Genomic DNA, 26544 nt, shown 5'->3' on the forward strand with positions numbered 1-26544 from the left:
CCCGACCACGCACACGGTCGAGATCAGCACGCCGGGGGTGCCCCGCGCCGCCCGGCCGGCGACGGGCGCGGTTGCGGCCGTTGCGGTCCTGGCCGCGGACTCCGCCGCCGTGCACTCCCGTCGTGAGCGCCTGCGCACCGAGAACGGCCCGGCGCCCGAGTCGGCGTCGATGCTCACCTCCGACCGTCTGCTCGCGGTCAACCGCAAGACCAAACCGCCGCCCCACGGCACCTGGAACAGCTTCGTCTACGCGGCGACGCTGCACCTGGTGAACCTCGGCGATTCGGCGAAAGTGCGCGCTCACAACGCGATGGACGAGCGCATCCGCCGGGAATTCGAGGGCGGCACCCGGTTCGTGCCGATCCTCACCCGCAAGGGCGGCGTCGGCAAGACCACCGTCACCGCGCTGCTCGGCATGGCCCTGGCCGACGCCCGCGAGGACCGGATCATCGCCGTTGACGCCAACCCCGACCGCGGGACCCTCTCCGAACGGGTCAGCAAACAGACCAGGTCGACGGTGCGCGACGTCGTGTCGAAGGCCGCGTCGATCGGAGGCTTCACCGACTTCTCAGCGCTGGTCTCCCGCGACGCCACCCGGCTGGACATCCTGGCCTCCGACACCGACCCGCTGCTCTCCCAGGCGTTCGACGAGAACGACTACAACGTCGTCGCCGACCTGGCCGCCCGGTACTACTCGATCATGCTCACCGACTGCGGCACCGGGATCGTGCACTCGGTCATGCGCGCCACCCTGCAGCGCGCGGACTCGATCGTCATCGTCTCCGGCGGAAGCGTCGACGAGGCCCGCCTCGCCTCCGAGACCCTGACCTGGCTCGAGGCCAACGGCTACGGCGGCCTGGTGCGCAATGCCATCGTCGCCCTGAACACGGCGACGCAGGGCACCAACCTGGTCAAGCTCGAGGAGATCGAGTCTCATTTCCGGTCGAGGGTGCGCGAGATCGTGCGGATCCCGTACGACCCCCAGCTGGCCGCAGGGAGCGTCATCTCCTACAACGACCTCAAGCCGATCACCCGGCTCGCGGCCAGGACCCTCGCGGCACTCGTGGTCGAGGGCCTGCCTGCCGACCGCCCGATCTGAACCGGGCGCACCGCCCTCATCAGCGCCACCGTCACGCGGCAATCACCGCACGAACCGACTTGGAGTCTTCCCCGTGCCCGAGCGCCAGATCCGACTATTCGGAGATCCCGTACTCAAGACCGTCTCCGACCCGATCGGCATCATCGATGCCCGGGTGCGGGGACTCGTCGACGATCTGGTCGACAGCGTCCTCCTGCCCGGGCGGGCCGGCGTCGCGGCATCGCAGATCGGCGTCAACCTGCGGGCCTTCAGCTACAACGTCGACGGCGTGGTCGGCTACATCCTCAACCCGGTCGTTGTCGAGGTGACCGGCGAGCCCGGGCTGGTCGAGGAGGGCTGCCTCTCGGTGCCCGGCCTGTGGTACCCCACCAGTCGCTACCCGTTCGCGCGGGTCGCCGGAATCGACCTCGAGGGCAACCCGGTCGAGCTTTCCGGGACCGGTATCATGGCGCAGGCGCTGCAGCACGAAACCGATCACCTCGACGGATTGCTCTACCTCGATCGGCTCGACAAGGAGAACCGCCGGGCCGCCATGAAGGAGATCCGCCAGTCCACCTGGTTCTGACAGGCTCGACCACCGGTGGTCGAGCCTGTCGAGACCAGAGCCTGTCGAGCTACCGGGGCGTCCCGTCTCAGCCGGGCAACGGGTTGCTTTCGGTGATCGGGGCACCCGCGTACATGCCCTCGATGACGTCGGCGAAGTCCTTGAGGATCAGGTCCCGCTTGATGCTCATCTTCGGCGTGAGATAGCCGTTGTCCTCGGTGAGTTCCGTGGTGAGCACGATGAACTTGCGGATCGACTCGGCCCGGGAGACGTGATCGTTGGCGTGGTCGACCGCACGCTGCACCTCGGCGACCACCGTCGGATTCACGGCCGCCTCGGCCAGCGACATGCCGGCATCCTCGCCGTTGTTGTTCAACCAGACCGCGAGCATGTCAGGGTCGAGCGTGATGAGGGCCGCGATGAACGGTTTGCGGTCACCGACGACGATGACCTGCCCGACCAGCGGATTGGACCGGATCGGGTCTTCGAGGGCGGCCGGGGCGACGTTCTTGCCGCCGGCCGTGACGATGATCTCCTTCTTGCGCCCGGTGATGGTGAGGAATCCCTCGCTGTCGAAGTCGCCGATGTCACCGGTGCGGAGCCAGCCGTCGTGGAACGTGGCGGCGGTCGCATCCGGGTTCTTCCAGTACTCCTTGAAGACGTTGACGCCTTTCACCTCGATCTCGCCGTCGTCCATGATGCGCACGGAGACGCCGGGCAGGGGCGGGCCGACGGTGCCGATCTTGAACTTGGTCGCGAGCCCGACGCTGGTCGGGGCCGTCGTCTCGGTGAGGCCGTAGCCCTCGAGGATCTTGATGCCCAGGCTGTGGTAGAAGTGGCCGAGGTGGGCGCCGAGCGGCGCGGAACCCGACACGGCGTACTTGACGTTGCCGCCCATCGCGGCGCGCAGCTTGCTGTAGACGAGGCGGTCGAAGATGGCGAACTTGACCTTCATCATCAGCGGAACCGGTTTGCCCTGGTCGACGGCGATCGAGTGGTCCACGGCGATCTGCGCCGCGGCTTCGAAGATCTTGCCGCGGCCGGCCGCCTCCGCCTTCTGCTCGGCGGAGTTGTAGACCTTCTCGAAGACGCGGGGGACCGCCAGAAGGAAGGTCGGTTTGAACGTGCCGAGCGCGGGCAGCAGTTGCCGGGTGTCCGGCTGGTGGCCGACGCGCACGCCGGCGTGCACGCACAGCACGGAGATGAAGCGGGCGAAGATGTGCGCGGTCGTGATGAAGAGCAGCGTCGAGGCTCCGTGCTCGTCCTCGAGCACTTCCTTGAGGGCGACCGACGCGTTGCGGGTCGTCTCCACGAAGTTGGAGTGGGTGAGCACGCAGCCCTTCGGGCGGCCCGTCGACCCGGAAGTGTAGATGAGTGTGGCCATGTCGTCGCCCACGGCGAGGTTGCGGCGGCGCTCGATCTCGGCATCCGTGACGCCCGCGCCGGAGGCGGCGAGCTTGTCGAGGTCGCCCAGGCCGATCTGCCACACGGTCTGGATGCTCGGCAGGTCGGGGTGCACCTCGTCGAACCGGGAGAAGTGGTCTGCCGTTTCGACGATCACAGCCGTGGCGCCGGAATCGCCGAGGATCCACTGGATCTGGGTGGGGGAGCTGGTCTCATAGACGGGGACAAGCACCGCGCCGGCGTACCAGGCCGCGAAGTCGATCAGCGTCCACTCGTACCTGGTCTTGCACATCAGGCCGATCTTGTCGCCGGGTTTGATCCCGCCGGCGACGAGGCCCTTGGCCAGGGCCACCACCCGACGGTGGAATTCGGCCGTTGTGACCGGCGCCCACTGCCCATTGGCGGGAAGTGAGAAGAGCACTGTGTCCGGCGTGGCCGCGACGCGAGCCGCCAGCAGGTCGGTGACATTGGCTTCGGGGTCGGCGGGAACGATTGCGGTCTGGTCGAACTGTTTCACGGTAACTCCTTTGGCACCGGACGGGTTTGCGCCCACTCTATCCGCGTCGGACGGCGGCCGTGGACGTTTCGTCCGGCAGGGTGCTGGTTCACTACACTCTAGAGGGGACGCCCCGGCATTTCTGTTCACTCTGCGGCGCAATTCCCCCGGCCATACCTAAGAAAGAAGTTCGCTGTGCACGCGATTGGGATTGATATCGGTGGCACGAAGATCGCCGCAGCCCTCGTCGACGAGTTCGGAACGATCATCCGTTCCGATCGCCGCCCGACCACAGCGAGCGACCCGCGCGGCATCGAAGACGCCGTCGTCGAGATGATCACGGGCCTCGCCGAAGGCGAAGAGGTCGTCGCCGCCGGAGTCGCCGCCGCCGGGTTCATTGACGCCGCCCAGTCGGTCGTCTACTACGGCCCGAACGTCAACTGGCGCCACGAACCTCTCCGGGCCACCCTCGAAGCGCGCCTCGACATCCCGATCCTGATCGAGAACGACGCCAACGCCGCCGGTTGGGCCGAATTCTGCTTCGGCGCCGGCCAGATGTACAGCGACATGGTCATGCTCACGGTCGGCACCGGCGTCGGTGGCGCCATCATCTCCGAGAACCGGCTCTTCCGCGGCGGCTTCGGCTGCGCCGCGGAACTGGGGCACCTGCGGATCGTCCCGAACGGCCGCTCCTGCGGCTGCGGGGCCCAGGGCTGCATCGAACAGTACGGTTCGGGCCGCGCCCTGCTCCGGATCGCCAACGAACTCGCGGATGCCGGCGGAATCGGCCAGGGTCTCGCCGCCGCCCGGAAGGGCAAGGGCAAGCTCACCGGCAAGGACGTCGGCCGGTTGATCCAGGATGGTGACAACGGCGCGCTGGCCGCACTGCGCCAGCTGGGCAGCTCGCTCGGCCAGGCCTGCGCCAGCCTTTCCGCCGTGCTCGACCCGCAGATCTTCGTCTTCGGCGGGGGAGTCGCCGACGCCGGCGACCTGCTGCTCGAGCCGATCCGCGCCGCCTACCTGGAGAACCTCCCGGCCAGGGGCTTCCACCCCGAAGCGGAGTTCGCCATCGCCCAGCTCGTGAATGATGCAGGCGTTGTCGGCGCGGCCGACCTCGCGCGGAAGCACGTTTTCACGAAGTAGGCTCAGGGAGTCCAACGGAGGGAGCCCAATGTTTTATTGGATCATGAAAAACATTGTCATCGGCCCGCTGGTGCTCGGAATCTTCCGGCCCTGGGTGGTCGGGCTGGAGAACATCCCCAAAGAGGGCGGCGTGATCCTCGCCAGCAACCACCTGTCCTTCATCGATTCGGTTTTCCTGCCGCTGGTCGTGCCGCGGCGGGTCGTCTTCCTGGCCAAGAGCGAGTACTTCACCGGCAAGGGTCTCAAGGGCTGGGCCACACGCCAGTTCTTCAAGGCCACCGGGCAGCTGCCGATCGACCGCTCTGGCGGGAAGGCCTCCGAGGACTCTCTCAACACCGGCCTGCGCGTCCTCGCCGGCGGCGGCGTCCTCGGAATCTACCCGGAGGGCACCCGCAGCCCCGACGCGAAGATGTACCGCGGCCGCACCGGTGTGGCCCGGATGGTGCTCGAGGCCGGGGTGCCGGTGATCCCCGTCGCGATGATCGACACCGAGAAGGCCATGCCGACCGGCACCCGCATCCCGAAGGTGCGCCGGATCGGCGTCGTCATCGGCACGCCACTCGACTTCAGCCGGTTCGAGGGCATGGAGGGTGACCGGTTCGTGCTGCGCTCGATCACCGATGAGCTGATGTACGAACTGCAGCGGCTGAGCACGCAGGACTACGTGGACGTCTACGCCACCAGCGTGAAAGAAAAGCGGGCAAGCCTTTCGCGATAAGATCGCGTCATTGGTTTTGCCCAGATTCCGAGGCCGCAACCGGCCATGAACCCACCCCCGGCATGCGGGATTCCCGCGTGCCGCCTAAGAGAAAACAGGACTAGCCCAGTGGTAGACCCTACCGAACCAGTCGTCGTCGCAGATCGATCTGTGATCGCTGGCCTGGACTATTGGCGCACACTGTCGATCAAGCAGCAGCCGACCTGGCCCGACGCCGAGGCCGTCGCTTCGGCATCCGCCGAGCTGTCCACGCAGCCGCCGCTCGTCTTCGCCGGCGAGGTCGACATCCTGCGCGACCGGCTGGCCCAGGCCGCCAGCGGCGAGGCCTTCCTGCTGCAGGGCGGCGACTGCGCCGAGACCTTCAGCGGCGCCACCGCTGAGCAGATCCGCAACCGGGTCAAGACCGTGCTGCAGATGGCTGTGGTGCTCACCTACGGCGCGTCGATGCCCGTGATCAAGATGGGGCGGATGGCCGGCCAGTTCGCCAAGCCGCGCTCCAGCGACTTCGAAACCCGTGGCGGCGTCACTTTGCCGGCCTACCGCGGTGACATCGTCAACGGCTACGACTTCACGCCCGAATCGCGCGAGGCCGATCCGGCCCGCCTGGTGAAGGGCTACCACACCGCCGCATCCACCCTCAATCTCATCCGCGCGTTCACGCAGGGTGGTTTCGCCGACCTCCGCCAGGTGCACAGCTGGAACCAGGGCTTCGCGGCGAACCCCGCGAACCAGCGTTACGAGAAGGTGGCCAAGGAGATCGACCGGGCCATCAAGTTCATGATCGCGTGCGGCGCGGACTTCGAGGCGATGCGTCGCACCGAGTTTTACACCAGCCACGAGGGTCTCCTGATGGACTACGAACGACCGATGACGCGGATCGACTCGCGCACGGGCACCCCGTACAACACGTCGGCGCACTTCATCTGGATCGGCGAGCGAACCCGTGAACTCGACGGCGCACACGTGGACTTCCTGTCGCGAGTGAGGAACCCGATCGGGGTCAAGCTCGGCCCGACCACGTCGACCGACGACATGCTGCGCCTGGTCGATAAGCTCGACCCGAACCGCGAACCCGGACGCCTGACCTTCATCACCCGGATGGGCGCCGGGAAGGTGCGCGACGCCCTTCCGCCCCTGCTCGAGGCGATCAAGGCGAGTGACGCCAAGCCGCTCTGGGTCACCGACCCGATGCACGGCAACGGCGTCACCACCCCGACCGGCTACAAGACCCGCCGTTTCGACGACGTGGTCGACGAGGTGCGCGGCTTCTTCGAGGCCCACCGCAGCGTCGGCACCCACCCCGGCGGCGTGCACGTCGAGCTGACCGGAGACGACGTCACGGAGTGCCTCGGCGGCTCGGAGCACATCGACGAGGCCGCCCTCGCCACCCGTTACGAGTCTCTCTGCGACCCGCGCCTCAACCACATGCAGTCCCTCGAGCTCGCGTTCCTGGTCGCCGAGGAACTCGCCGTCCGTTAGCGCTGCGGTTCCCGGGCATCGCGCCCGTCGAATTCGACGGAGATTTTCCCGAAAATCGGTCTTTCGGCTCTGAAGACGATCGGCTCGAGAAGAATCTCCGTCGAATTCGACACTACCTGCGCGCATGTCCGCACGGCGGGCGTGAGATCCGTCCTGGCGGGCGACACCGGGCAACGGATGCCGTCGGCGGCTGGCGGGCATAAACGCCGGCCGGCCTGGGCGACGGAAGCCGTGCGGTCGCCCATGTCGAGGTCGACCTTTCCGGTCGAGGTCGACAGGTGTGCGGGTCGGGTTCGACCGAAAAGGTCGATCTCGGCGAGTGGGGTGCGCTCGGTGGAGCAACCGAGGTCGTATCACCGCCGGCGCCGAGCGGTCGAAACTAGGCCGGCGTTCCGACGAGGGTGATCGTGCTTCCCTTTGGCGCGGACGTTCCGGAGGCAGGGTCGGTCGACTGGACGACGATGGGGAACGGTGCATCCCAGAGGGCGTTGTACTTCAGCTTGAAGCCGAGGTCGGAGAGGGCCTTCTTCGCGTCCCCCCAGGCCATTCCCACGACGTTTGGGACTTGCACAGGCTCCGGCCCTCTGGAGATGGTGAGGGAGAAGGTATCGCCCTCGCGCACGGGGCCGTCCTTCGTTGCGCTGGCCGAGACTACGTCGCCCTCCGGCACAGCATCGCTGAAGACCTGTTCGCCCGAGGTGGCGAGCAACCCCTTCTCCTTCAGGATCGCCGTCGCTCCGTCGACGGAGTTGCCCGCCACGTCGGGGACGCCGCCGAGAGAGACGACCAGGTTCACGTTCATGCCCTCGAAATAGCCGCCACCCTGTGACACGTCGCCCGCATCGCTCGCCCGGCTGGCCGAGATCACGGTGCCGGCAGCGACGTCGGCGTCGAAGATGGCGTCGGTGGCGCCGACGGATGCCTTCAACTCCGTGATCGTGGAGGTCGCGGCATCCGTAGAGAGGCCTGCCAGCACAGGCAGGGTGATCGGCTGTGGTCCCTGGGAGACCCGGAGCGTGACCGTGCTGCCCTTGGCGACGCGCGCGGCCGCGCCGGGATCGGTGCTCGCGACGAGTCCGGCCGCGATCGTGCCGCTGTACTGGACGCCCAGCTCGGTCTTCAGGCCCAGTTCGGTCAGCTGCGCGGTTGCCTCCTCCGGAGAGTCCGAGACGAGCTGCGGAACGGCGATGAGCGAGCCGGGTCCCGAGCCGAAGTACCAGCCGGTGCCGCCGGCCAGTGCGGCGAGGAGCATGACCAGTGCGAACAGCCAGTAGCCCGTGCGTTTGCGCTTGCGGGCCTTGTCGGTGAGCTTCGCCGCGTTGTCAGGCTGTGTCGGCGGGGTCGCGGGCTTGGCCGCGGTGGCGAGGGGCCTGGCGCCGAGGATCTGGGTTTCCGCGTCGGCGACCGCGCTCGGCAGCCCGGCGGAGAGGATCATCGTGGGCTGGAGGGCGGTCTCGTCTGAGGAGGAGGAGCGAACGATCTTGTCGACGTCCTGGAGCTGGTCGAGCATGACCCTGGCGTCCCGCGGGCGCTTCTCAGGGTCCCGGGCGGTGGCCCAGCTGACGAGCTCGTCGAGCTCGGAGGGGATCGTCGGCACCCGGGTGCTCGGCATCGGCACGGTGTCGTTCGCGTGCTGGTAGGCGATCTGCATGGGTGCCTCGCCGACGTAGGGCTGCTCGCCGGTGAGCATCTCGTAGGTCATGATCCCGAGTGCATAGATGTCGCTGCGTGCGTCGGCTATCCCGCGGGTCACGAGCTCGGGGGAGAGGTAGGCGATCGTTCCGAGCAGGGCCTGCCCGGTGGCGGTGTTGTTGTTGACCGCGCGGGCGAGGCCGAAGTCCCCGATCTTGATCCGGCCGTCGTCGGCGAGCAGCACGTTCTCCGGCTTGAGGTCGCGGTGCACGATCCCCGCCTTGTGCGCCGCGGCGAGCCCGGACAGCACGGCCTCAAGGATGTCCATGGTCTGCTCGCTCGTAAGCCTGCCGTAGTCCTTGAGCAGGTCCCGCAGGGTGATGCCCGGCAGGTACTCCATCACCAGGTAGGCCATGTCGGCATCCTGGCCCTGGTCGTACACGTTGACGACGTTCGGGTGGGCCAGCCGGGCGGCCGACCGGGCCTCCTGCACGAAACGGGCCTTGAACGCGTTGTCGTCGGCGAGGTGGCCGTGCATGATCTTGATCGCGACCCGGCGCTCGAGGCGCAGGTCGGTCGCGAGGTAGACGGTGGCCATGCCGCCGCGGGCGATACGCGAGCGCACCTGATAGCGGCCGTCAATCAGACGGCCGATCATCGGATCGGCAGGGGTATCGCTCACCATCCGAGTCTAGGGATGGATGCGGCGTTCCCCGTGACAGGACACCCGGAAGTCGGGGGATTCGCGGGCAAGGTCCGTGCAGGTTGGAGGGCGGGTCAGCCCAGTTCCGGGAGCCATGCCCGAGCGGACGTCTCCCACTTGGCGTAGTGGTCGGGGAAGGCGGAGATCTGCACGGCCTGCGCCGCCTGGGTCACGCTCATCGCCTCCCAGCCGGGGAGGTCGAGCAGGCCGCGGGTGATGCCACGGTTCGGGTTGCCCACGCCGCCGAAGAAGGCCTGGCTGGCGCGCACCGGGTCCATGACCTGCTCGGCCGAACCCCAGCCGGCGCTCGGCCGCTGCTGGAACAGGCCCAGGGAATCCCGGTCGCCGTACTGCACATTGCGCAGCCCGGATTCCTGGGCGGCGGCGGCCAGCGCCACGACGAGGCCGGCATCGCCGACGCCGGCGGCCCGCCCCACGGCGACGATGACCCGCGCGTTCCGGCGCATCTCGTCCGTCAGTGCGGTGACGGCCCCTGCGGTGGCGGTGGCCTCGGCGCGCGTGGGTTCGGTGGCCGGCACGGCCGGTGCCGCGGCGACCGACGACACCGGGGCGATGGCGAGGGACGGCACGGCCAGGACCTGGCCCGGGTAGATGATGCTGGACCAGCCGAGCCCGTTGGCGTCCAGCACCGCCTGCACCGAGACCCCGGCCGCTGCCGCGACCGACCCGATGGTGTCGCCGGCGACGATCGTGTGCGAGCCGGCGGCAGGGGCAGGGGCAGGAGCAGGATCAGGAGCAGCTGCGGGCGCCGCTGCGGGCGCCGCGGCCCCGGGCAGCACAATGGCCTGGCCGGGGAAGATGATGCTGCCCCGGTCGAGGCCGTTCGCGCTCAGGATGTCGCCCACAGACAGCCCGTGGGCGGCGGCGATGCCGCTGATGGTGTCACCGGCCACGATCATGTACCGCGTGATCTCGGCCGCGACCGGGGTCGGCGCGGCAGCGACGGGCGCGGCCTGGCCGGAGAGGATGAGAGTCTGGCCGGGGAAGATCACGGCGGACCAGCCGAGGCCGTTCAAGGCGAGCACGGATGCCGTCGACAGCCCGAACCGGCCGGCCACCGCGCTGACGGTGTCGCCCTCGACCACCGTGTACTGGTTCGGCGCCGCCTCAACGGATGCGCGCGCAACCTGGCCGCGGGCAGCTGTGGCCGGGGCGGTGCCCGGAAGTGTGCTCCGGCTCTTCAGCGGCTTCTTCGCGATGGTCGCGGCATCCGCCGGCGAGGCCAGGTTCAGGGTGATGGCGATGGTGCTGATAATCACGAGGGGGATCGTGGCGAGGCGTCCGAACGACCGGCGTTCCCCTGACCGGCCGGTGCTGTGTCGCCCGCCATCCGTCGGCGGCCCCGTCTGTGTTCCGATTCTGCTGCCTTTAGCCGACATGGCACTCCCCGTCCAGATTGCATACAACGCCCAACGCTGACACAGATGATTAAGAGAGTCAACCAGCGTGTCCCCTGTTGTGGGCGTCAACACGCGGGAAACCTGACAGGGGGTTTGTCGGCGTTCGGGAATCGTGGAATGCTGGAGGCGTGACCGACTCGTCTTCAGATCAGCAGTGGCTGTCCATCCCCGACCTCGTCCAGCTCCTCGGCGTCAGCCAGAGCCGGGTTCGCCAGTTGATCGATGACAAGCAGCTGCTGGCCATCCGCCGCGGTGGCGGCCCGCTGCAGGTCCCGGCCCAGTTCATCAAAGACGGCGCCCCCCTTCCGGAGCTGCGCGGGACCCTGATCGTGCTCGGTGACGACGGTTTCACCGACGAGCAGGCCATGGACTGGCTGATCGAAGTGGACAGCAGCCTGGGCGTTCCGCCCATCGTCGCGCTCCTGGCCGGCCGCAAGGCCGAAGTACGTCGCGTCGCCCAGGCACTCGCCTAGGCAGCACGGGCACTCGCCGGGTCAGCACGCCAGGCTAGAAGACTCTCCGGGTCAGCACGCCAGGCTAGAAGACTCTCCGGGTCACGGTCTCCGCGAGGAGGCCGAGCTGCCCGGTCACCTCGGCCCCGATCGGCGAGCCGCCCAGTGCGGCAAGGGCCTCGGCGACGTGTGACTGGATCAGGGTCTCGACCCGGAGAACCGCCCCGCTGTCGAGGATCAGCCGCTGCAGGCGGGTGATCTGCCCCGGGGTGATCGCGGGGTCTCCGAGCAGCGTGTCCAGCAGGTTCCGGTCGTCCTCGGCCAGGGCCTGCCTCGCCAGCGCGACCAGCACGGTGCGCTTGCCCTCGCGCAGGTCGTCGCCACTGGGCTTGCCCGTCACCGACGCGTCGCCGAAGACCCCCAGGAGGTCGTCGCGCAATTGGTAGGCGATGCCGAGCGGCAGCCCGAAGGCGCGCAGGGCGTCGAGGTGCTCCGCGCCGGCGCCGGCGACGGCGGCGCCGATCACGAGCGGCGCCTGCACGCTGTACTTCGCCGATTTGAAGACGATCACCCGCATGGCCCTGTCCAGTAGCTCGGACTCCGGCTGCGTGAGCCAGGCCCGTTCCTCCAGGATGTCCAGGTACTGTCCCGCCGTGACCTCGGTTCGCATCCGGTTGAATTCCGCCCTCGCGGCCTGGGCCGAGGCCCGCGGCACGCCGGCCAGCCCCTCGTCGAGGAGCTCGTCGCTCCAGCCCAGCAGCAGGTCGCCGAGCAGGATCGCGGCAGCGCGTCCGAAGTCCTGGCGGCTGCCGGCCCACCCGCTCGACGCATGCATGGCTTCGAAGAGCCGGTGGGCGGATGCCTCGCCTCGCCGGGTGTCCGAATTGTCGATGATGTCATCGTGCACGAGCGCCGCCGCATGGAAGATCTCGAGCGCTGCGGCGACGGCGACCACCGGGAACAACCGCGCGAGGGGTTCGTCTGCCGGAGCCGGTTCGGCGGGTGAGCCGGCGCCCTCGACGCTCTTCCAACCCCAATAGCAGAAGAGGGCCCGGAAGCGCTTGCCACCGCTGAGAAATTGCCGTGAGAAGTCCACCAGCGGCGTAAGATCCGGGCTGATGGTAGTCACAATTGGTTGACGGGTTTCGATGAATTCGTCGATCCGAGAATGAACCAGTTCGACCAGTTGATTGCTTTCAGCCACCTCCCTAGCCTAGCCACCCCAGCGGGGCTAGAATTGGGAGCCAAGCCGCCGGTCCAAGTAGGAGGAATGAGATGCCGCTTTCGGAACAAGAGCAGCGACTCCTCGAAGAAATGGAGCGCGGTCTATACCACAACGACGCCGACTTCGTGTCGACCGTCGGCGGTTCGCCGCTCCGACCCAACTACCGCTCAATCGCGGTCGGCGTCCTCGCCGCAGTCGCCGGCATCGGGGGATTGATCGCCGGTGTTGCCGTTCAGCAGCTCTGGATCGGCATCCTCGGATTCGTCGTCATGTTCGCCGGCGTCCTCATCGCCACCACGCCAGGCAAGTCCGCTCGGCGGATGGCCGCGACGCCGCTTCGTCGCCCCAGCCAGGGGACCACGGACAAAGGCTTCATGGACCGTCTGAACGAACGCTGGGATCGTCGACAGGACGGCCAGTAGGAGCCACCGGCCAGAAGGCCGCCTGACGCCCCCGGCCGAGCCGCACGTCCGGCTGGCCCCATAACCGCACCTAGCGACTTTTCACCCGAAACCTGGGCCGATCATCCGATCGGCCCTTTTTTTGTGCCCGAAAGCGGGCGTCCCCGCGGCAGGCGTGGATATTCCCTCCACTTCTGGTTGCCAGTCATGGTGGGGCAATTGAGACGAAAAAGCCCGAAAGGGGGTGTATTTTTATTGTTTAGTGGAGCGAAGTGGAGTAAAGTGGAGTAACACCTGAACCTGGCCGGAAGGGGTGATGAATGTTCCTCGGGACCTATGCCCCCAAGCTCGACGAAAAAGGACGCGTCATCCTTCCCGCGAAGTTCCGCGACGAGTTGTCGCCGGGAATCGTCATGACCCGTGGCCAGGAGAACTGCCTCTACGTCTTCACGACCCGTGAGTTCGAGGCGTTCGCCGAGAAGATCGGCCAGGCCCCGCTCACCGACAAGTCGGCCCGCAGCTACGCGCGGATGACCCTGTCCGGTGCGAGTGCCGAGATGCCGGACAAGCAGAACCGGGTGACCATCCCGGCCAACCTGCGCAGCTATGCCGGCCTGGACCGTGACCTCACGGTCATCGGCGCCGGAACCCGGGTCGAGATCTGGGACAGTGCGGCGTGGGACGTCTACCTCGCCGAACAGGAAACCTCATTCGCAGACACTTCGGAGGAGGTGATTCCGGGACTCATCTAGCACCTGGCGCCTGACTCCCAGCCGTTCTCCCTGACACACTTCCCCGGTGCCAGGAAGGAATGGATGGGGATCAGGACCCAGGAACTACTCCCGGGACGATATGGCCATCAATGACATCCACACCCCCGTCATGCTCGACCGCTGCGTCGAGCTGCTCGCGCCGGCGCTGGAGCAGCCCGGAGCCGTGCTCGTCGACGCCACCCTCGGCATGGCAGGGCACGCGGAGGCCATCCTCCAGCGATTCCCGAACCTCATCCTCGTCGGCCTCGACCGTGACCTCGAAGCCCTCGCGATCGCCGAGGAGCGACTGAGGCCGTTCCGCGACCGTGTGCACCTGGTGCACACGGTCTACGACGGCATCCGTGAGGCGCTCGACGGCCTCGGCATCCGCGAGGTGAACGGCATCCTCTTCGACCTCGGCGTCTCATCGCTGCAACTCGACCGGGTGGAGCGCGGGTTCTCCTATTCGAAGGACGCGCCGCTTGACATGCGGATGGACAACACCAGCGAGCTCACCGCCGAGCGCATCGTCGCCAGCTACAGCGAAGCCGACCTGCGGAGGATCTTCCACGACTACGGCGAAGAGAAACTCGCCGCCCGCTACGCGAAGGCCATCGTCGAGGCTCGGGCGACGACGCCGTTCACCCGGTCGGCCCAGCTGGTCCAGGTGATCACCGCGGTCACCCCGGTCGCCGTGCAGCGCACCGGGCACCCGGCGAAGCGGGTCTTCCAAGCCCTCCGGATCGAGGTCAACCAGGAACTGGCCGTTCTCGAACGGGCCATCCCGGCCGCCCTCGAAGCGGTCGCCGTCGGCGGCCGGATCGTCGTGATGGCCTACCAGTCGCTCGAAGACCGCATCGTCAAGAAGCTGCTGGCAGGCGCATCGGGCTCAACGGCCCCCGCCGGGCTGCCGATCGAACTGCCCGAACACACACCACTGTTCAAATTGCTCATCAGAGGCGCGGAACTGGCCTCCGAAGAGGAAAAAGCGAGTAACCCGCGCGCGACGTCAGTCCGACTTCGCGCCGCCGAGCGACTGAGGAGAGCCGCATGAGTGACAACCTCGCACGCGTCCCGCGGCCGAACTGGGACAACACCCCCGACACGGCCCAGGCGCACGACACCCGCCACATCGAGATCGTCTCGACGCGCAGCCAGCGTCGGGCCAGGCCGCGGATCGTCTACGCACTCTCCGCGGTGGCGGGAATGGCGACCATCGTCATCATCCAGCTGCTGCTGAGTGTGGGCATCTCCCAGGGTGCCTACGAGGTATCCCGGCTGCAGGCCAGCCAGGTCGAGCTCGGACGCACGGCCGAAAGCGTGACCGAAGACCTCGTGCGGATCTCCTCCCCGCAGAACCTCGCCGCCAACGCCGAGGCGCTGGGCATGGTGAGCAACTCCAACCCCGTCTACCTCCGCCTGTCCGACGGCGCCGTGCTCGGAGCGCCGGCCTCGGCCACCGGAAGTCAGGGCGGCGCGGCGAGTCTCGTGCCGAATGCGCTGCTCGCCGGCGTACCTTTGGTCACGCAGCTGCCGCAGGGCGCAGGCCAGGGTGCCAGCGTCGGCGGTGCCGCGGCAGATTCCCCGGCGAAGGTCGCAGGCGTCGTGCCGACGCCAGCGCCGAACGGTATCCCGACCCCCGCAACCCGCTAGTCCGGCACCAGGCAACCCAGCACCAGCCACCACAGCACCCGCCAAACCCGTGGCCCAGGCCTCAGTAAGGATCAGACGGTGGCGACAAGCACCCGGTCAAGCAGGCGCCGCATCGCGGGGACGATCGTGCTCCTATTCGCGATCATCGCCCTGTTCGTGGTCAAGCTCGTCGACATCCAGATCGTGCGCGCCGAGACCCTGAACGCGGAGTCGCTCGGCAACCGTTCGGTCGAACAGCCCGTCTACGGTTCGCGCGGCGACATCCTCGACGCCAACGGCGTCGTGCTGGCCGGAACGGTCATGCGCTACAACATCACTCTGTCGCCGCGCAACGCCGTCGAATTCACCCGCACCACCGACGCCGGCGAGGTCACCGTGACGGTCGCCCAGGCGGCTGCCGAGGTCGGCGCGCTCACCGGCAAGACCGGCGACTCCATCCTCCAGGTCATCTCCGGCGCCCTCGCCAAGGACAAGAGCTCCGACTACGCGTACGTGGCCAAGGCCGTCGACGTGGACGTGTTCCGTGCGGTCGACAAGCTTGAGATCCCTTGGATCTACTTCGAAAAGAACCCGAGCCGGGTCTACCCGGACGGCGCCGTCGCCGGAAACCTGGTCGGGTTCGTCTCGTCCGGGGGAGAGGCGCAGGCCGGCCTCGAACTCGGCCAGGACTCCTGTCTGGCCAGCACGAACGGCGTCGAGACCTACGAGAAGGGCGCCGACGGCGTGCGCCTTCCGCAGAGCACCGTCACCACCAGCCAGGCCCGGAACGGCGGTGACGTCGTCACCACCGTCGACTCCGACCTGCAGTGGTACGTGCAGCAGGTGCTCGCCAAGCAGGCGAAGGCCACGGGCGCCGCCTGGGGAAACGTCGTCGTGCAGGAGGTGAAGACCGGGAAACTCGTCGCGGTGGCCGACTATCCCTCCGTCGACCCCAACAACGTGAACGGGACCGAGAACCCGGATGACCGTGGCTCGCGTGCGTTCACGGCATCCTTCGAACCCGGCTCGACCTTCAAGGCGCTCACCGCGGCATCCGTGCTCGACGCGGGACTGGCTTCTCCCGGCAGCAAGATCGTGGCTCCCTACCGATATCTCCCGTCGAACGGGGCCAACGTCAACGACAGCTCCGGGCACGCCGACCTGAACCTCACCATGACCGGCGTGCTGATCGAATCCTCCAACACCGGGATGTCGAAGTTCGGCGAGCTTCTCAGCGACCAGCAGCGCTACGACTACATGACCAGGTTCGGTCTCGGCAAGGCCACCGAGGCGCAGTTCCCCGCCGAAGACAGCGGGATCCTGCACGCATGGGAGAACTGGGACAGCCAGACCAAATACGCCACCATGTTCGGCCAGGGGCTGACCACCACGGCGCTGCAGGTTTCCAGCATCTACCAGGCCATCGGCAACAACGGGGTGCGGCTGCCCGTGCAGCTGGTCGAGGGGTGCCGCCACGCCGACGGCACGATGACCGACGTGCCGGCCACGGCCGGCAGCCAGGTGGTCTCTCCCACGGCCGCCCGCGACACCGCGGACATGCTCGAGATGGTCTACCAGAAGGGCTGGCTGGCCGCGAAGTGGAACATTCCCGGCTACCGGGTGGCCGCCAAGACCGGCACCGCGCAGATGCCGAACGGCCAGGGCGGCTACACCCGCGGCTACCTGGTTTCCGTGTCCGGCTTCGCTCCGGCCGACGATCCTCAGTACGTCGTTTCGGTCAGTCTCGCGGATCCTGTTAAACTGAACTCTTCTGCTGCATCTGCTCCGGTCTTCCAAGAGGTCATGAGCCAGGTGCTGAAGAAGTACCGGGCAGTCCCATCGGGCGCCGCCGCGCCTGCGCTTCCCGGTACCTGGTAAGAAAGCGAGCCCCGTGACCGAATTGGCACCCTCGGCTCTCCGTCCTCAGCATCCGGTCCCGCGATCGTTGTCGGGCCTGGTCGATGAATTTGAACTGTTCCTGCGCGGAGACATCGATGGCTTAGAGGTGACCGGTGTGAGCCTGAGCTCACGCACGGTCCAACCCGGAGACCTGTACGTCGGAGTACCCGGACGCGCCAGCCACGGCGCAGCCTTCGCGACAGCGGCCAGGGAAGGCGGCGCCGTCGCGATCCTGACCGACGAGGCCGGTGCGCTCCTCGCCGCCGGCAGCGGTCTGCCCATCCTGGTCACCCCGGATGCCCGTGCCGCCCTCGGCGCGGTCGCGGCATGGATCTACCGCACCGACGAGAACCCCGCGACCCTGTTCGCCGTCACCGGCACCAACGGCAAGACCAGCGTCGTCTACCTGCTCTTCGCCATCCTGACCCAACTCGGCGTCGTCTCCGGGCTCACCTCGACCGCGGAGCGGCGGATCGGCGACCTCGCCGTCGTCAGCGCCCTGACCACTCCGGAGGCGACAGAGCTGCACGCCCTCCTGGCGCGCATGCGCGAGGCCGAGGTGCGGGCCGTCGCCATCGAGGTGTCCGCCCAGGCGCTGACCCGCCACCGGGTCGACGGCCTCGTCTTCGACGTCGCCGGCTTCACGAACCTCAGCCACGACCACCTCGACGACTACGCCAGCCTGGACGAGTACTTCCAGGCCAAACTGGAACTCTTCCAGCCCGACCGCTCCCGCCGCGGCGTGGTCACCGTCGACTCGGACTGGGGCCGTCGCATCGTCGACGAATGCCGCATCCCGGTCACCACCCTGAGCAGCCGGCCCGACGTCCCGGCCGACTGGCAGATGACCATCGTCTCCGAGAGCGCCCTGTACACGGAATTCCTGCTCGAGGGCCCGGAGGGCCGCCGTCTGCAAACGCGCGTGCCGCTGCTCGGCTGGTTCATGGCCGCCAACGCGGCCCTCGCCATCCTGTTGCTGGTGGAATCCGGCTACGACCTGGAGGCGATCGCCCACACCCTGGACCGTGACGGCGGTATCGACGTGTACATCCCGGGCCGCGCCGAGCGCATCTCCGGCGACCGCGGGCCGCTCGTCTACATCGACTACGGCCACAGCCCCGACGCCTTCCTCAACACCCTCGGCGCGATCCGCAAGTTCACTCCCGGCCGCGTGATCATGGTCTTCGGCGCCGATGGCGACCGCGACACCACGAAACGAGCCGACATGGGCGCCATCGCCGCCCGGGGAGCGGACGTCGTCGTCGTCACCGACTTCCACCCCCGGTTCGAGGATCCCGCCGCAATCCGTGCCACCCTCCTCGCCGCCGCCAGGGATGCCGTCCCGGACGGCGAGTTCTACGAGGTCGCCGACCCGCACACGGCATTCCGCAAGGCCCTGTCCCTCGCCGAGGAGGGGGACGCGATCCTCTATGCAGGGCCGGGCCACGAGAACTACCACGAGGTCGCCGGTGTCAAGATCCCCTATTCCGCCCGGGACGACTCCCGATCGGCGCTCCGCGAAGCCGGGTGGTTGTAAGTGATCGCGCTCAACCTCAGGGAGATCGCTCAGGCAGTCGGCGGTGAACTGCACCTGCACGGCAGCACGCTCACGCCTGAATCGCGGATCGACGGCGCGGTCACCACCGACTCCCGCGAAATCGGACCGGGGGCGGTCTTCGTGGCGAAGCCCGGCGACGTCACCGACGGGCACCTCTTCGCTCCGACCGCGGTCGAACGCGGAGCCGTCCTCCTGATCGTCGAACACCTTCTCGACCTCCCGGTCGCCCAGATCGTGGTCCCGGATGCGGTCACCGCCCTCGGCGACCTCGCCACCGACGTCGTGGCCAGGGTCAGGGCCGCCGGCAGCCTCAAGGTCATCGGCATCACCGGCTCCAACGGGAAGACGACCACCAAGAACCTGCTCAAGGCCGTGCTCGAACGGGTCGGCCCCACCGTCGCCGCCCGCGAATCCTTCAACAACGAGGTCGGCGCGCCGCTGACCATGCTCGGGCTCACCCTGGAGACCCGGTTCCTCGTCGCCGAAATGGGCGCCAGCGCCGTCGGTGAAATCGCCCGGCTCGTCCGGATGGCGCGGCCCGACATCGGGATCGTGCTCAAGGTAGGCCTTGCCCACGCCGGAGAATTCGGCGGAATCGACGCGACCGTCCGCGCCAAGACCGAGATGGTCACCGGTCTGCTCGAGACGGATGTCGCCGTGCTCAACGCCGACGACCCGCGGGTGGCCGGAATGGCCGGGGCGACCCGGGCGCGGATCACCTGGTTCGGCCAGAACGGAACCGAGGGCGTGCGGGCGACCGACGTCGTCGCCTCCGCTACCGGCACGACCTTCCGACTGCACCTGGCCTCGGGGGAGACCCGGCCGGTGGCCTTCCGGGTGCTCGGAGAGCACCACGTCATGAACGCGCTGGCCGCCGCGTCCGCCGCCGAACTGCTCGGCGTGGACATCGACCTGATCGTGTCCGCCCTCGAATCGGTGCACACCGCCGAGCGATGGCGGATGGAGGTGATGGGCGGCCGAGACGGCGTCACCGTCATCAACGACGCCTACAACGCGAGCCCCGACTCGATGACCGCGGCGCTGAAGACCCTCGCCCAGATCCGCCGTCCCGGCCAGCGCACGATCGCCGTCCTCGGCGAGATGAGCGAGCTCGGCGAGCTCGCCGGGGAGGAGCACGACCGGGTGGGACTGCTCGCCGTTCGCCTGAACATCTCGCAGCTCGTCGTTGTCGGGCGAGCCGCACGCCGCATGCACATCAGCACGATCAACGAGGGTTCCTGGGACGGCGAATCGGCCTTCGTCGAGACACCCGACGAAGCCTTCGACCTGCTTCGCAGCACTGTGCGGCCGGGGGACACCGTGCTGGTCAAGTCGTCGAATTCGGCCGGCTTGCGATTCCTCGGCGACCGACTAGGGGAGTTCTTCTCGTGATTGCACTGCTGAGCGCCGGAGCCATGTCGCTCGTCTTCACCCTGGCCTTCACCCCGCTCTTCATCCGGCTGTTCAAAAGGCTCGGCTGGGGCCAGTTCATCCGGGACGACGGCCCGCAAAGCCACCACGCCAAGCGGGGCACCGCCACCATGGGCGGGATCATCATCATCGTCGGCACGCTGGTCAGCTACTTCACGGCCATGTTCATCGCCCAACGGGCGATCCCGGCCTCCCCCCTGCTCGTGCTGTTCATGATGGTGGGCCTCGGACTGGTCGGCTTCGTCGACGACTTCCTCAAGACCCGCAACCAGCGCAGCCTCGGTCTCGGCGGCTGGGCCAAGGTCGTCGGCCAGGTCGTCGTCGCCGGAACCTTCGGCTACCTCGCCCTGCAGTTTCCCAACCGGCACGGCCTCACCCCGGCTTCGACCCGGATCTCCTTCATCCGGGACCTGCCACTGGACTTCATGAAGCTCGGCACCGTGATCGGCATCGCCGTCTTCATCGTCTGGATCTGCCTGATCGTCGCCGCCACGTCCAATGGCGTCAACGTGACGGACGGCCTCGACGGCCTCGCCACCGGGTCCTCGATCCTCGCGATCGGCGCCTTCATCGTGATCGGCTTCTGGCAGTCCAACCAGGCCCGGTTCGGCGGGGCGGATGTCGCGGACCTCTACCGGTCCTACGACACCCGCGATCCGCTCGATTTGGCCATCGTCGCGGCGGCCATCGTCGGCGGCCTGATCGGCTTCCTCTGGTGGAACACCTCCCCGGCGAAGATCTTCCTCGGCGACACCGGGTCGCTCGCGATCGGCGGTGCGCTGGCCGCCCTCGCGATCCTCAGTCGTACCGAGCTGCTGCTCGTGCTGCTCGGCGGGATCTTCGTGATCGAGACCGGCTCCGTGATCGTGCAGCGCGCCTACTTCAAGGTGACCCGCGGCAAACGAATCTTCCTGATGAGTCCGATCCACCACCACTTCGAGCTCAAGGGCTGGGCAGAGGTGACCGTGGTCGTGCGGTTCTGGATCATCGGCGGACTGCTCGTATCGGCGGGTGTCGGCACGTTCTACCTCGAATGGCTGTCGGCGGTGCCCCGGTGAGCCGTCTTGACGACCTGACCGGCTGGCACGCCGACTGGCGCGGCCTCAGGGTCGCGGTGCTCGGGCTCGGGGTCACCGGTTTCGCCGCCGCGGACACCCTCGCCGAACTGGGCGCCGACGTGCTCGTCGTGGCCGGCCCGGTCGCCGCAGACGGGACCCCCGCCGACCGCGCCAGGCTGCTCGGCGTGATCGGGGTGCGCCTCGTGCAGGCCGACCTGAACGCCGACCCGGATGCCGACCCGGCCGTGCTCCGCGACCTGGTCGATCACCGCCCCGAACTCCTGGTCGTCTCGCCCGGCTTCCACCCCGACCATCCGCTTCTCCTCTGGGCAGCCCGGAACGGCATCCCCGTCTGGGGCGACATCGAACTCGCGTGGCGCCTGCGCGACAAGGTCGGCGCCCCGGCCGAGTGGATCCTGGTCACCGGCACCAACGGCAAGACCACGACCGTGCAGCTCACGGCCACCATGCTCGCGGCCGCTGGGCTCCGCGTCGCCCCGTGCGGCAACATCGGCGTGCCCGTGCTCGACGCCGTGCGCGACCCTCAGGGGTGGGACGTGCTCGTCGTGGAACTGTCCAGCTACCAGCTGCACCACCTGCCGCGCCGCGGTCCCGGCGCGCTGGTCCCGTGGGCCAGCGTCTGCCTCAACATCGCCGACGACCACCTCGACTGGCACGGGTCGGCAGCCGCCTACCGCGCTGCCAAGGCCGCCGTCTACGCCAACACGCGGGTCGCCTGCGTCTACAACAAGGCGGATGCCGCCACGAAGCGAATGGTCGAAGAGGCCGAGGTGGTGGACGGCGCCAGGGCGATCGGGTTCGGCCTCGATGTGCCCGGCCCCAGCGAGGTCGGCATCGTCGACGGCATCCTCTGCGACCGGGCCTTCCACGAGGACCGCTTCGAGACCGCCCTCGAACTCAGCACCGTGCCTGAGCTTCGGGCACGGGGACTGGCCGCCCACCATCTCCTCGCCGACATCCTCGCCGCCGCCGCGCTCGCCCGCTCCTTCGGCGTGCAGCCCGAGGTCATCCACGACGCCCTTGAGGCCTTCCACCTCGACGCGCACCGGATTGAGGTCGTCGCCGAGGCCGGCGGCATCCGCTGGATCGATGATTCGAAGGCCACCAACCCGCACGCCGCCGACGCTTCCCTCGCCGCGTTCGAATCCGTGGTCTGGCTGGTCGGCGGGCTGCTCAAGGGCGTCGACATCGACCGGCTGGTCGCCAGCCACGTGGGTCACCTGCGCGGCGCCATCATCATCGGAACCGACCGGGAGGCGCTGCGGGACGCATTCCGGCGACACGCGCCCCGGCTCCGCGTTTTCGAGATCAACGCACAGGACACTGGTCAGGTGATGCCGGACGCCGTTCGACTGGCCGCCGATCTCGCCGAACTCGGCGACGTCGTGCTGCTCGCGCCTGCGGCCGCATCCATGGACCAGTTCACCGACTACGCGCAGCGTGGCCGGTTGTTCGCAGAAGCCGTGCGGGACTACTTGGGAGGTGAGGCGGGTGACGAGTCCGCCTCGACTCCGCCCGCCTAGGCCGGTCGCACCCGCGGAGGCCGGTGAACCGGGCGACGGCTCGTCGGCCCGGATCCACCTCGGCCGGGTGTTCAAGGCCGAGTCCGCGAGCTACTTCCTGCTGCTGGGCACCACGCTGTTCCTGGTCGTCTTCGGGCTTGTCATGGTGCTCTCCTCGTCTTCGGTCGACTCCTACCTCGAGAACACCGGGTTCTTCGGGACGGTTCTGCGTCAGGGCGGGTTCGCACTGATCGGGGTCCCGCTCCTGCTCGTCGTCAGCCGGCTGCCCCTGAAGTTCTGGCGACGGATCGCTTGGCCGATGCTCGTGGTCTCCTGCCTGATGCAGTGCCTGGTCGTCTTCACCCCTCTCGGCATCACGGTGGCCGGGAACACCAACTGGCTTTCCCTCGGCGGAATCCAGTTCCAGCCGTCAGAGGCGATCAAGCTGGCGCTCGTGATCTGGCTCGGGATGATCCTGTCCCAGAAGAAGGACAGGCTCGACGACTGGCGCCACGTGTACATCCCGGTCTTCGGAGTCGGCGGAGGCGCCGTGCTCCTCGTGCTGATCGGCGGCGACCTCGGCACCGTGATGATCATGGCCGGGATCCTCTTCGGGGCGCTCTTCTTCGCCGGGGTCCGCCTGCGGTTGCTGGCCATCCCGCTCGTGATCGCGGCCGTGCTGGCCCTGCTCGTCGCCATCTCGAGCTCCAACCGGATGACCCGGATCCTCAGCTTCCTCGGCACCGGCTGCGACGCGGCGGACGGCACCATCTCCGCGGCCTGCTGGCAGCCGCTGCACGGAACCTGGGCCCTCGCCAACGGCGGCATCTTCGGCGTCGGCCTCGGCAACTCCAAGGCGAAGTGGTCCTGGCTGCCCGCCGCCGACAACGACTACATCTTCGCGATCATCGGCGAGGAGCTCGGCCTGATCGGCGCCGTCGTCGTCCTGTGCATGTTCATCCTGCTCGCCTTCGCGTTCATCCGGATCATGCGCACCAGCCCGAGCGTGCAGGCCAAGGTCTCCACCGCGGCCGTCCTGGTCTGGGTGATCGGCCAGGCCCTGGTCAACATCGGCGTGGTGCTCGGGGTGTTCCCCGTGCTCGGCGTGCCCCTGCCGCTCGTCTCGGCCGGCGGCACCGCGCTTCTGTCGACGCTGGTCGCGATCGGAATCGTGCTGTCGTTCGCCCGCGGCGACCACGAGGACGCCGCCGCCCCATCTGACGAGGACGAGTGAGCCCCGAGTGACCACCTACCTGCTCGCCGGCGGCGGCACCGCCGGCCACGTCAACCCGCTGCTCGCGGTCGCCGACACGATCCGGAGCCGGGAATCCGACGCCGTCGTGATCGTGCTGGGAACGCGCGAAGGCCTCGAATCCCGGCTGGTTCCGGCCCGCGGATACGAACTCGTGATCGTCCCGCGCCTGCCGTTCCCGCGGCGCCCGAACCGCCAGGCCCTCACCTTCCTCGGCCGCCTGAACCACGCGGTCACGACCCTCACCGACCTGATCCGCAGCCGCCAGGTCGACGTGGTCGTCGGTTTCGGCGGCTACGTCGCCACCCCGGCCTACCTCGCGGCACGCCGGGCCGGCGTGCCGATCGTCATCCACGAGGCGAACTTCCGGGCCGGCCTCGCCAACCGGCTCGGCGCCTGGCTCACCCGCTTCGTCGGGGTGGCCTTCCCCGGCACCCGGATCCGCCACGCGCAGGTTGTGGGGATGCCGCTCCGCCCCGAGATCGAACGGCTCGACCGGGCGGCGGCACGCCCGGAGGCGCTGTCGAACTTCGGGCTCGACCCCGACCGGCCGACGCTGCTCGTCACCGGCGGCTCGCTCGGCGCCCGCCGGTTGAACACCACCGTCCTGCAGTCGGCGCCCGCCCTGATCGCGGCCGGCTGGCAGCTGCTGCACATCACCGGGGAGAAGTCGGAGGTGGCCGACCCCGGGCTGGAGCACTACCGGATGATCGCCTACTGCGACCGGATGGACCTTGCCCTCTCGGTGGCCGACTTCGCCGTCTCCCGGGCCGGCGCCGGGACGGTCTGCGAGCTGAGCGCCCTGGGGATCCCCGCCGTCTACGTGCCGTACCCGGTGGGCAACGGCGAGCAGCGGTTCAACGCCGCCGACGTCGTCGGGGCCGGCGGAGGGATCCTCGTCGACGACGCGGCCTTCGTCCCCGAGTGGGTGCGGTCCGAGTTCCTGCCGGTGCTCTCCGATCGGGCGCGCGTGGCGCAGATGGGTGCCGCGGCGGCATCCGTCGGCGGCAGGGACGGGTCGGCCCGGATGGTCGACTTCATCCGACGCGCCCTCGTCTGAGCCGGTCGCCGCGCCGGTCGCCGCCCCGGCCGCCGCCAATCCGGCAATCGGCGGCGACGGCGCGTAACGTAGTTCCCGCACACCGAGCATTTGTCTCCAACCGAGAAGAGCGCAGCAACCGTGATCAAGCCCGACCTGAACCTCACCATTCCCCAGGACCTCGGAACGGTGCACTTCGTCGGCATCGGCGGGTCGGGGATGAGCGGGATCGCGCGCCTGTTCATCGACGCCGGCCACACCGTGACCGGGTCCGATGTGCGCGAGTCCGACAACGTCATCACCCTGCGGAAGCTCGGCGCGCGCATCGCCATCGGGCACGCCGCCGAGAACGTCGGCGCCGCGGACAGCCTCGTCGTCACCGGGGCGCTCTGGCAGGACAACCCCGAATACGTCCTGGCCAGGGAGCGCGGACTCCCCGTGCTGCACCGGTCGCAGGCCCTCGCCTGGCTGATCCAGAAGCACCGCCTCGTCGCCGTCGCCGGCGCGCACGGCAAGACCACCTCCACCGGCATGATCGTGACGGGCCTGCTCGGCATCGGCCAGCACCCCAGCTTCGTGAACGGCGGCGTGATCGAATCGCTCGGAGTGTCGGCGGCCAGCGGCACCGACGACCTCTTCGTCGTCGAGGCCGACGAATCGGACGGGTCGTTCCTGCTGTATGACACCGCCGTCGCCCTCGTCACCAACGTCGACCCCGACCACCTCGACCACTACGGGTCGCTGGAGGCGTTCGAGGCCGCCTTCGTGGAATTCGCCCAGAAGTCTTCGGAGCTCGTCGTCATCTCCTCCGACGACGACGGGGCCGTCAGCGTCACCGGCAAGCTCGAGGGCAAACCGGTCATCACCTTCGGCGAGGCCGCCGACGCCGATGTTCGCGTGCACTCCGTTGTCACCGACGGGCCGGTTCGTTTCGCCGTCGCCTGGGCAGGACAGGACTACTACGCCACGCTCAGGATCCCCGGCCGGCACAACGCCATCAACGCGGCCGGTGCCTTCGCGGTGCTCGTCGGCCTCGGCTTCGAGCCGGCAGCCTCCCTCGCCGCGATCTCCGACTTCGGGGGCACCGAACGCCGGTTCGAACTGCACGGCACCGTCAACGGGGTCAGCGTCTACGACGACTACGCGCACCACCCGACCGAGGTGGCCGCGGCCCTCGCCGCCGCGCGCACCGTGGTCGGCACGGGGCGCATCATCGCCGTGCACCAGCCGCACCTGTACAGCCGCACCCGGCTGTTCGCCCGCGAATTCGCCGACGCCCTCGAGAAGTTCGCGGACCAGACCGTCGTCCTCGGCGTCTACGGCGCCCGCGAAGACCCGGAGCCCGGAGTGACCGGGGCGCTCGTCTCCGAGAAGTTCCACGACCCGTCCCACGTCGCCTACGTGCCGGACTGGCAGGAAGCGGCCGATTACGTCGCCGGGATCGCCCGCGACGGCGACTTCGTCGTCACCCTCGGCTGCGGCGACGTGTACCGCATCGTCCCCCAGCTCCTCGGCTCGCTCGAAGCTGCCCGCGGATGACCCGCACCTCGGCATGAAGCGGCCCCAGGGCTTCGACCAACCCGCGGCACCCCAGCCCGAACCCACCGGCCCGCCCGCCCGCTCCCGCGGCCCCCGGCGCCCGGCCAGGCCAGGGACCGCCGCAGCCGGGCGGACGGCGTCCGG

The 26544-nt window shown here is 68.6% G+C and carries 23 protein-coding genes; 18 read left to right on the forward strand and 5 right to left on the reverse strand.

What is annotated here, in order from left to right:
* Together E3T48_RS07915 and E3T48_RS07920 are read left to right on the forward strand one after the other, a co-directional pair.
* Positions 1 to 1099: MinD/ParA family ATP-binding protein (locus tag E3T48_RS07915; protein ID WP_241986719.1), on the forward strand; the 1099-nt coding region annotated here is incomplete at its 5' end.
* Positions 1100 to 1172: 73 nt separating this feature from the next.
* A complete protein-coding gene (locus E3T48_RS07920) occupies positions 1173 to 1664 on the forward strand; it encodes a peptide deformylase (RefSeq protein WP_134523514.1) in 492 nt (163 codons plus the stop codon).
* Between the two features lie 67 nt (positions 1665 to 1731).
* On the opposite strand, the gene E3T48_RS07925 is transcribed toward E3T48_RS07920, so the two are convergent.
* On the reverse strand, positions 1732 to 3564 hold the full coding sequence (locus E3T48_RS07925; protein ID WP_134523516.1) for an AMP-dependent synthetase/ligase: 1833 nt from the start codon (positions 3562 to 3564) through the stop codon (positions 1732 to 1734).
* Between the two features lie 174 nt (positions 3565 to 3738).
* Here E3T48_RS07925 and E3T48_RS07930 point away from each other — a divergent pair, with 174 nt between their 5' ends.
* From E3T48_RS07930 to E3T48_RS07940, 3 genes are all read left to right on the forward strand, one after another.
* Positions 3739 to 4686, forward strand: coding sequence for an ROK family glucokinase (locus tag E3T48_RS07930; RefSeq protein ID WP_134523518.1), 948 nt, complete (start codon positions 3739 to 3741; stop codon positions 4684 to 4686).
* Between the two features lie 28 nt (positions 4687 to 4714).
* Positions 4715 to 5404: a lysophospholipid acyltransferase family protein gene (locus tag E3T48_RS07935; RefSeq protein WP_134523520.1), complete on the forward strand. Its 690-nt coding sequence runs from the start codon at positions 4715 to 4717 to the stop codon at positions 5402 to 5404.
* Between the two features lie 150 nt (positions 5405 to 5554).
* Positions 5555 to 6883: a class II 3-deoxy-7-phosphoheptulonate synthase gene (locus E3T48_RS07940; RefSeq protein ID WP_241986720.1), complete on the forward strand. Its 1329-nt coding sequence runs from the start codon at positions 5555 to 5557 to the stop codon at positions 6881 to 6883.
* Here the strand turns inward: E3T48_RS07940 and E3T48_RS07945 are convergent.
* The 3 genes from E3T48_RS07945 to E3T48_RS07955 all read right to left on the reverse strand — a co-directional run bounded on the left by E3T48_RS07945 (position 6880) and on the right by E3T48_RS07955 (position 10507).
* Complete coding sequence (locus E3T48_RS07945) at positions 6880 to 7128, reverse strand: hypothetical protein (RefSeq protein ID WP_134523524.1); 249 nt, start codon at positions 7126 to 7128, stop codon at positions 6880 to 6882. The two genes, E3T48_RS07940 and E3T48_RS07945, sit on opposite strands and share 4 nt — an antisense overlap.
* 134 nt (positions 7129 to 7262) lie before the next feature.
* Positions 7263 to 9200 carry a Stk1 family PASTA domain-containing Ser/Thr kinase gene (gene pknB / locus E3T48_RS07950; RefSeq protein ID WP_420898358.1) on the reverse strand — a complete coding sequence of 646 codons (1938 nt, stop codon included), beginning with the start codon at positions 9198 to 9200 and terminating at the stop codon, positions 7263 to 7265.
* A gap of 92 nt (positions 9201 to 9292) precedes the next feature.
* Entirely contained in the window at positions 9293 to 10507 is a 1215-nt protein-coding gene (locus E3T48_RS07955; protein WP_241986723.1) for a LysM peptidoglycan-binding domain-containing protein, read from the reverse strand.
* A 260-nt stretch (positions 10508 to 10767) separates the two neighbouring features.
* Here E3T48_RS07955 and E3T48_RS07960 point away from each other — a divergent pair, with 260 nt between their 5' ends.
* Complete coding sequence (locus E3T48_RS07960; protein ID WP_134523529.1) at positions 10768 to 11112, forward strand: Rv2175c family DNA-binding protein; 345 nt, start codon at positions 10768 to 10770, stop codon at positions 11110 to 11112.
* A gap of 64 nt (positions 11113 to 11176) precedes the next feature.
* On the opposite strand, the gene E3T48_RS07965 is transcribed toward E3T48_RS07960, so the two are convergent.
* On the reverse strand, positions 11177 to 12295 hold the full coding sequence (locus E3T48_RS07965; RefSeq protein ID WP_134523531.1) for a polyprenyl synthetase family protein: 1119 nt from the start codon (positions 12293 to 12295) through the stop codon (positions 11177 to 11179).
* A 71-nt stretch (positions 12296 to 12366) separates the two neighbouring features.
* Between E3T48_RS07965 and E3T48_RS07970 the strand changes: the two genes are divergently transcribed.
* The 12 genes from E3T48_RS07970 (at position 12367) to murC (ending at position 26400) form a co-directional block, all read left to right on the forward strand.
* Complete coding sequence (locus E3T48_RS07970) at positions 12367 to 12738, forward strand: DUF3040 domain-containing protein (RefSeq protein ID WP_134523533.1); 372 nt, start codon at positions 12367 to 12369, stop codon at positions 12736 to 12738.
* Between the two features lie 299 nt (positions 12739 to 13037).
* Entirely contained in the window at positions 13038 to 13469 is a 432-nt protein-coding gene (gene mraZ, locus E3T48_RS07975) for a division/cell wall cluster transcriptional repressor MraZ (RefSeq protein WP_134523534.1), read from the forward strand.
* Between the two features lie 100 nt (positions 13470 to 13569).
* Positions 13570 to 14523, forward strand: coding sequence for a 16S rRNA (cytosine(1402)-N(4))-methyltransferase RsmH (rsmH, locus tag E3T48_RS07980; protein ID WP_134523536.1), 954 nt, complete (start codon positions 13570 to 13572; stop codon positions 14521 to 14523).
* Positions 14520 to 15122: a cell division protein FtsL gene (gene ftsL / locus E3T48_RS07985; protein WP_134523537.1), complete on the forward strand. Its 603-nt coding sequence runs from the start codon at positions 14520 to 14522 to the stop codon at positions 15120 to 15122. Before rsmH ends, ftsL begins: the two co-directional genes overlap by 4 nt.
* Before the next feature lie 78 nt (positions 15123 to 15200).
* Positions 15201 to 16979, forward strand: a complete 1779-nt coding sequence (locus tag E3T48_RS07990; protein WP_241986721.1) for a peptidoglycan D,D-transpeptidase FtsI family protein — start codon at positions 15201 to 15203, stop codon at positions 16977 to 16979.
* Positions 16980 to 16992: 13 nt separating this feature from the next.
* Entirely contained in the window at positions 16993 to 18537 is a 1545-nt protein-coding gene (locus tag E3T48_RS07995; protein ID WP_134523539.1) for a Mur ligase family protein, read from the forward strand.
* On the forward strand, positions 18538 to 19950 hold the full coding sequence (locus tag E3T48_RS08000; protein ID WP_134523541.1) for a UDP-N-acetylmuramoyl-tripeptide--D-alanyl-D-alanine ligase: 1413 nt from the start codon (positions 18538 to 18540) through the stop codon (positions 19948 to 19950).
* The gene (mraY, locus tag E3T48_RS08005) at positions 19947 to 21047 is read left to right on the forward strand and encodes a phospho-N-acetylmuramoyl-pentapeptide-transferase (RefSeq protein WP_134523543.1); all 1101 of its coding nucleotides are present in this window, start codon (positions 19947 to 19949) and stop codon (positions 21045 to 21047) included. The genes E3T48_RS08000 and mraY overlap by 4 nt, the downstream gene beginning before the upstream one ends.
* Entirely contained in the window at positions 21023 to 22591 is a 1569-nt protein-coding gene (murD, locus tag E3T48_RS08010) for a UDP-N-acetylmuramoyl-L-alanine--D-glutamate ligase (protein WP_134523545.1), read from the forward strand. Before mraY ends, murD begins: the two co-directional genes overlap by 25 nt.
* Positions 22560 to 23804 (forward strand): putative lipid II flippase FtsW, encoded by a 1245-nt coding sequence (gene ftsW, locus E3T48_RS08015; RefSeq protein ID WP_241986722.1) that lies wholly within the window; start codon positions 22560 to 22562, stop codon positions 23802 to 23804. The genes murD and ftsW overlap by 32 nt, the downstream gene beginning before the upstream one ends.
* Before the next feature lie 7 nt (positions 23805 to 23811).
* Positions 23812 to 24882: a UDP-N-acetylglucosamine--N-acetylmuramyl-(pentapeptide) pyrophosphoryl-undecaprenol N-acetylglucosamine transferase gene (locus E3T48_RS08020; RefSeq protein ID WP_134523549.1), complete on the forward strand. Its 1071-nt coding sequence runs from the start codon at positions 23812 to 23814 to the stop codon at positions 24880 to 24882.
* A gap of 120 nt (positions 24883 to 25002) precedes the next feature.
* Positions 25003 to 26400 carry a UDP-N-acetylmuramate--L-alanine ligase gene (murC, locus tag E3T48_RS08025; protein WP_134523550.1) on the forward strand — a complete coding sequence of 466 codons (1398 nt, stop codon included), beginning with the start codon at positions 25003 to 25005 and terminating at the stop codon, positions 26398 to 26400.
* Positions 26401 to 26544 lie beyond the last annotated feature (144 nt).

This window comes from Cryobacterium fucosi, assembly GCF_004403515.1.
Classification (GTDB): Bacteria; Actinomycetota; Actinomycetes; order Actinomycetales; family Microbacteriaceae; genus Cryobacterium; species Cryobacterium fucosi.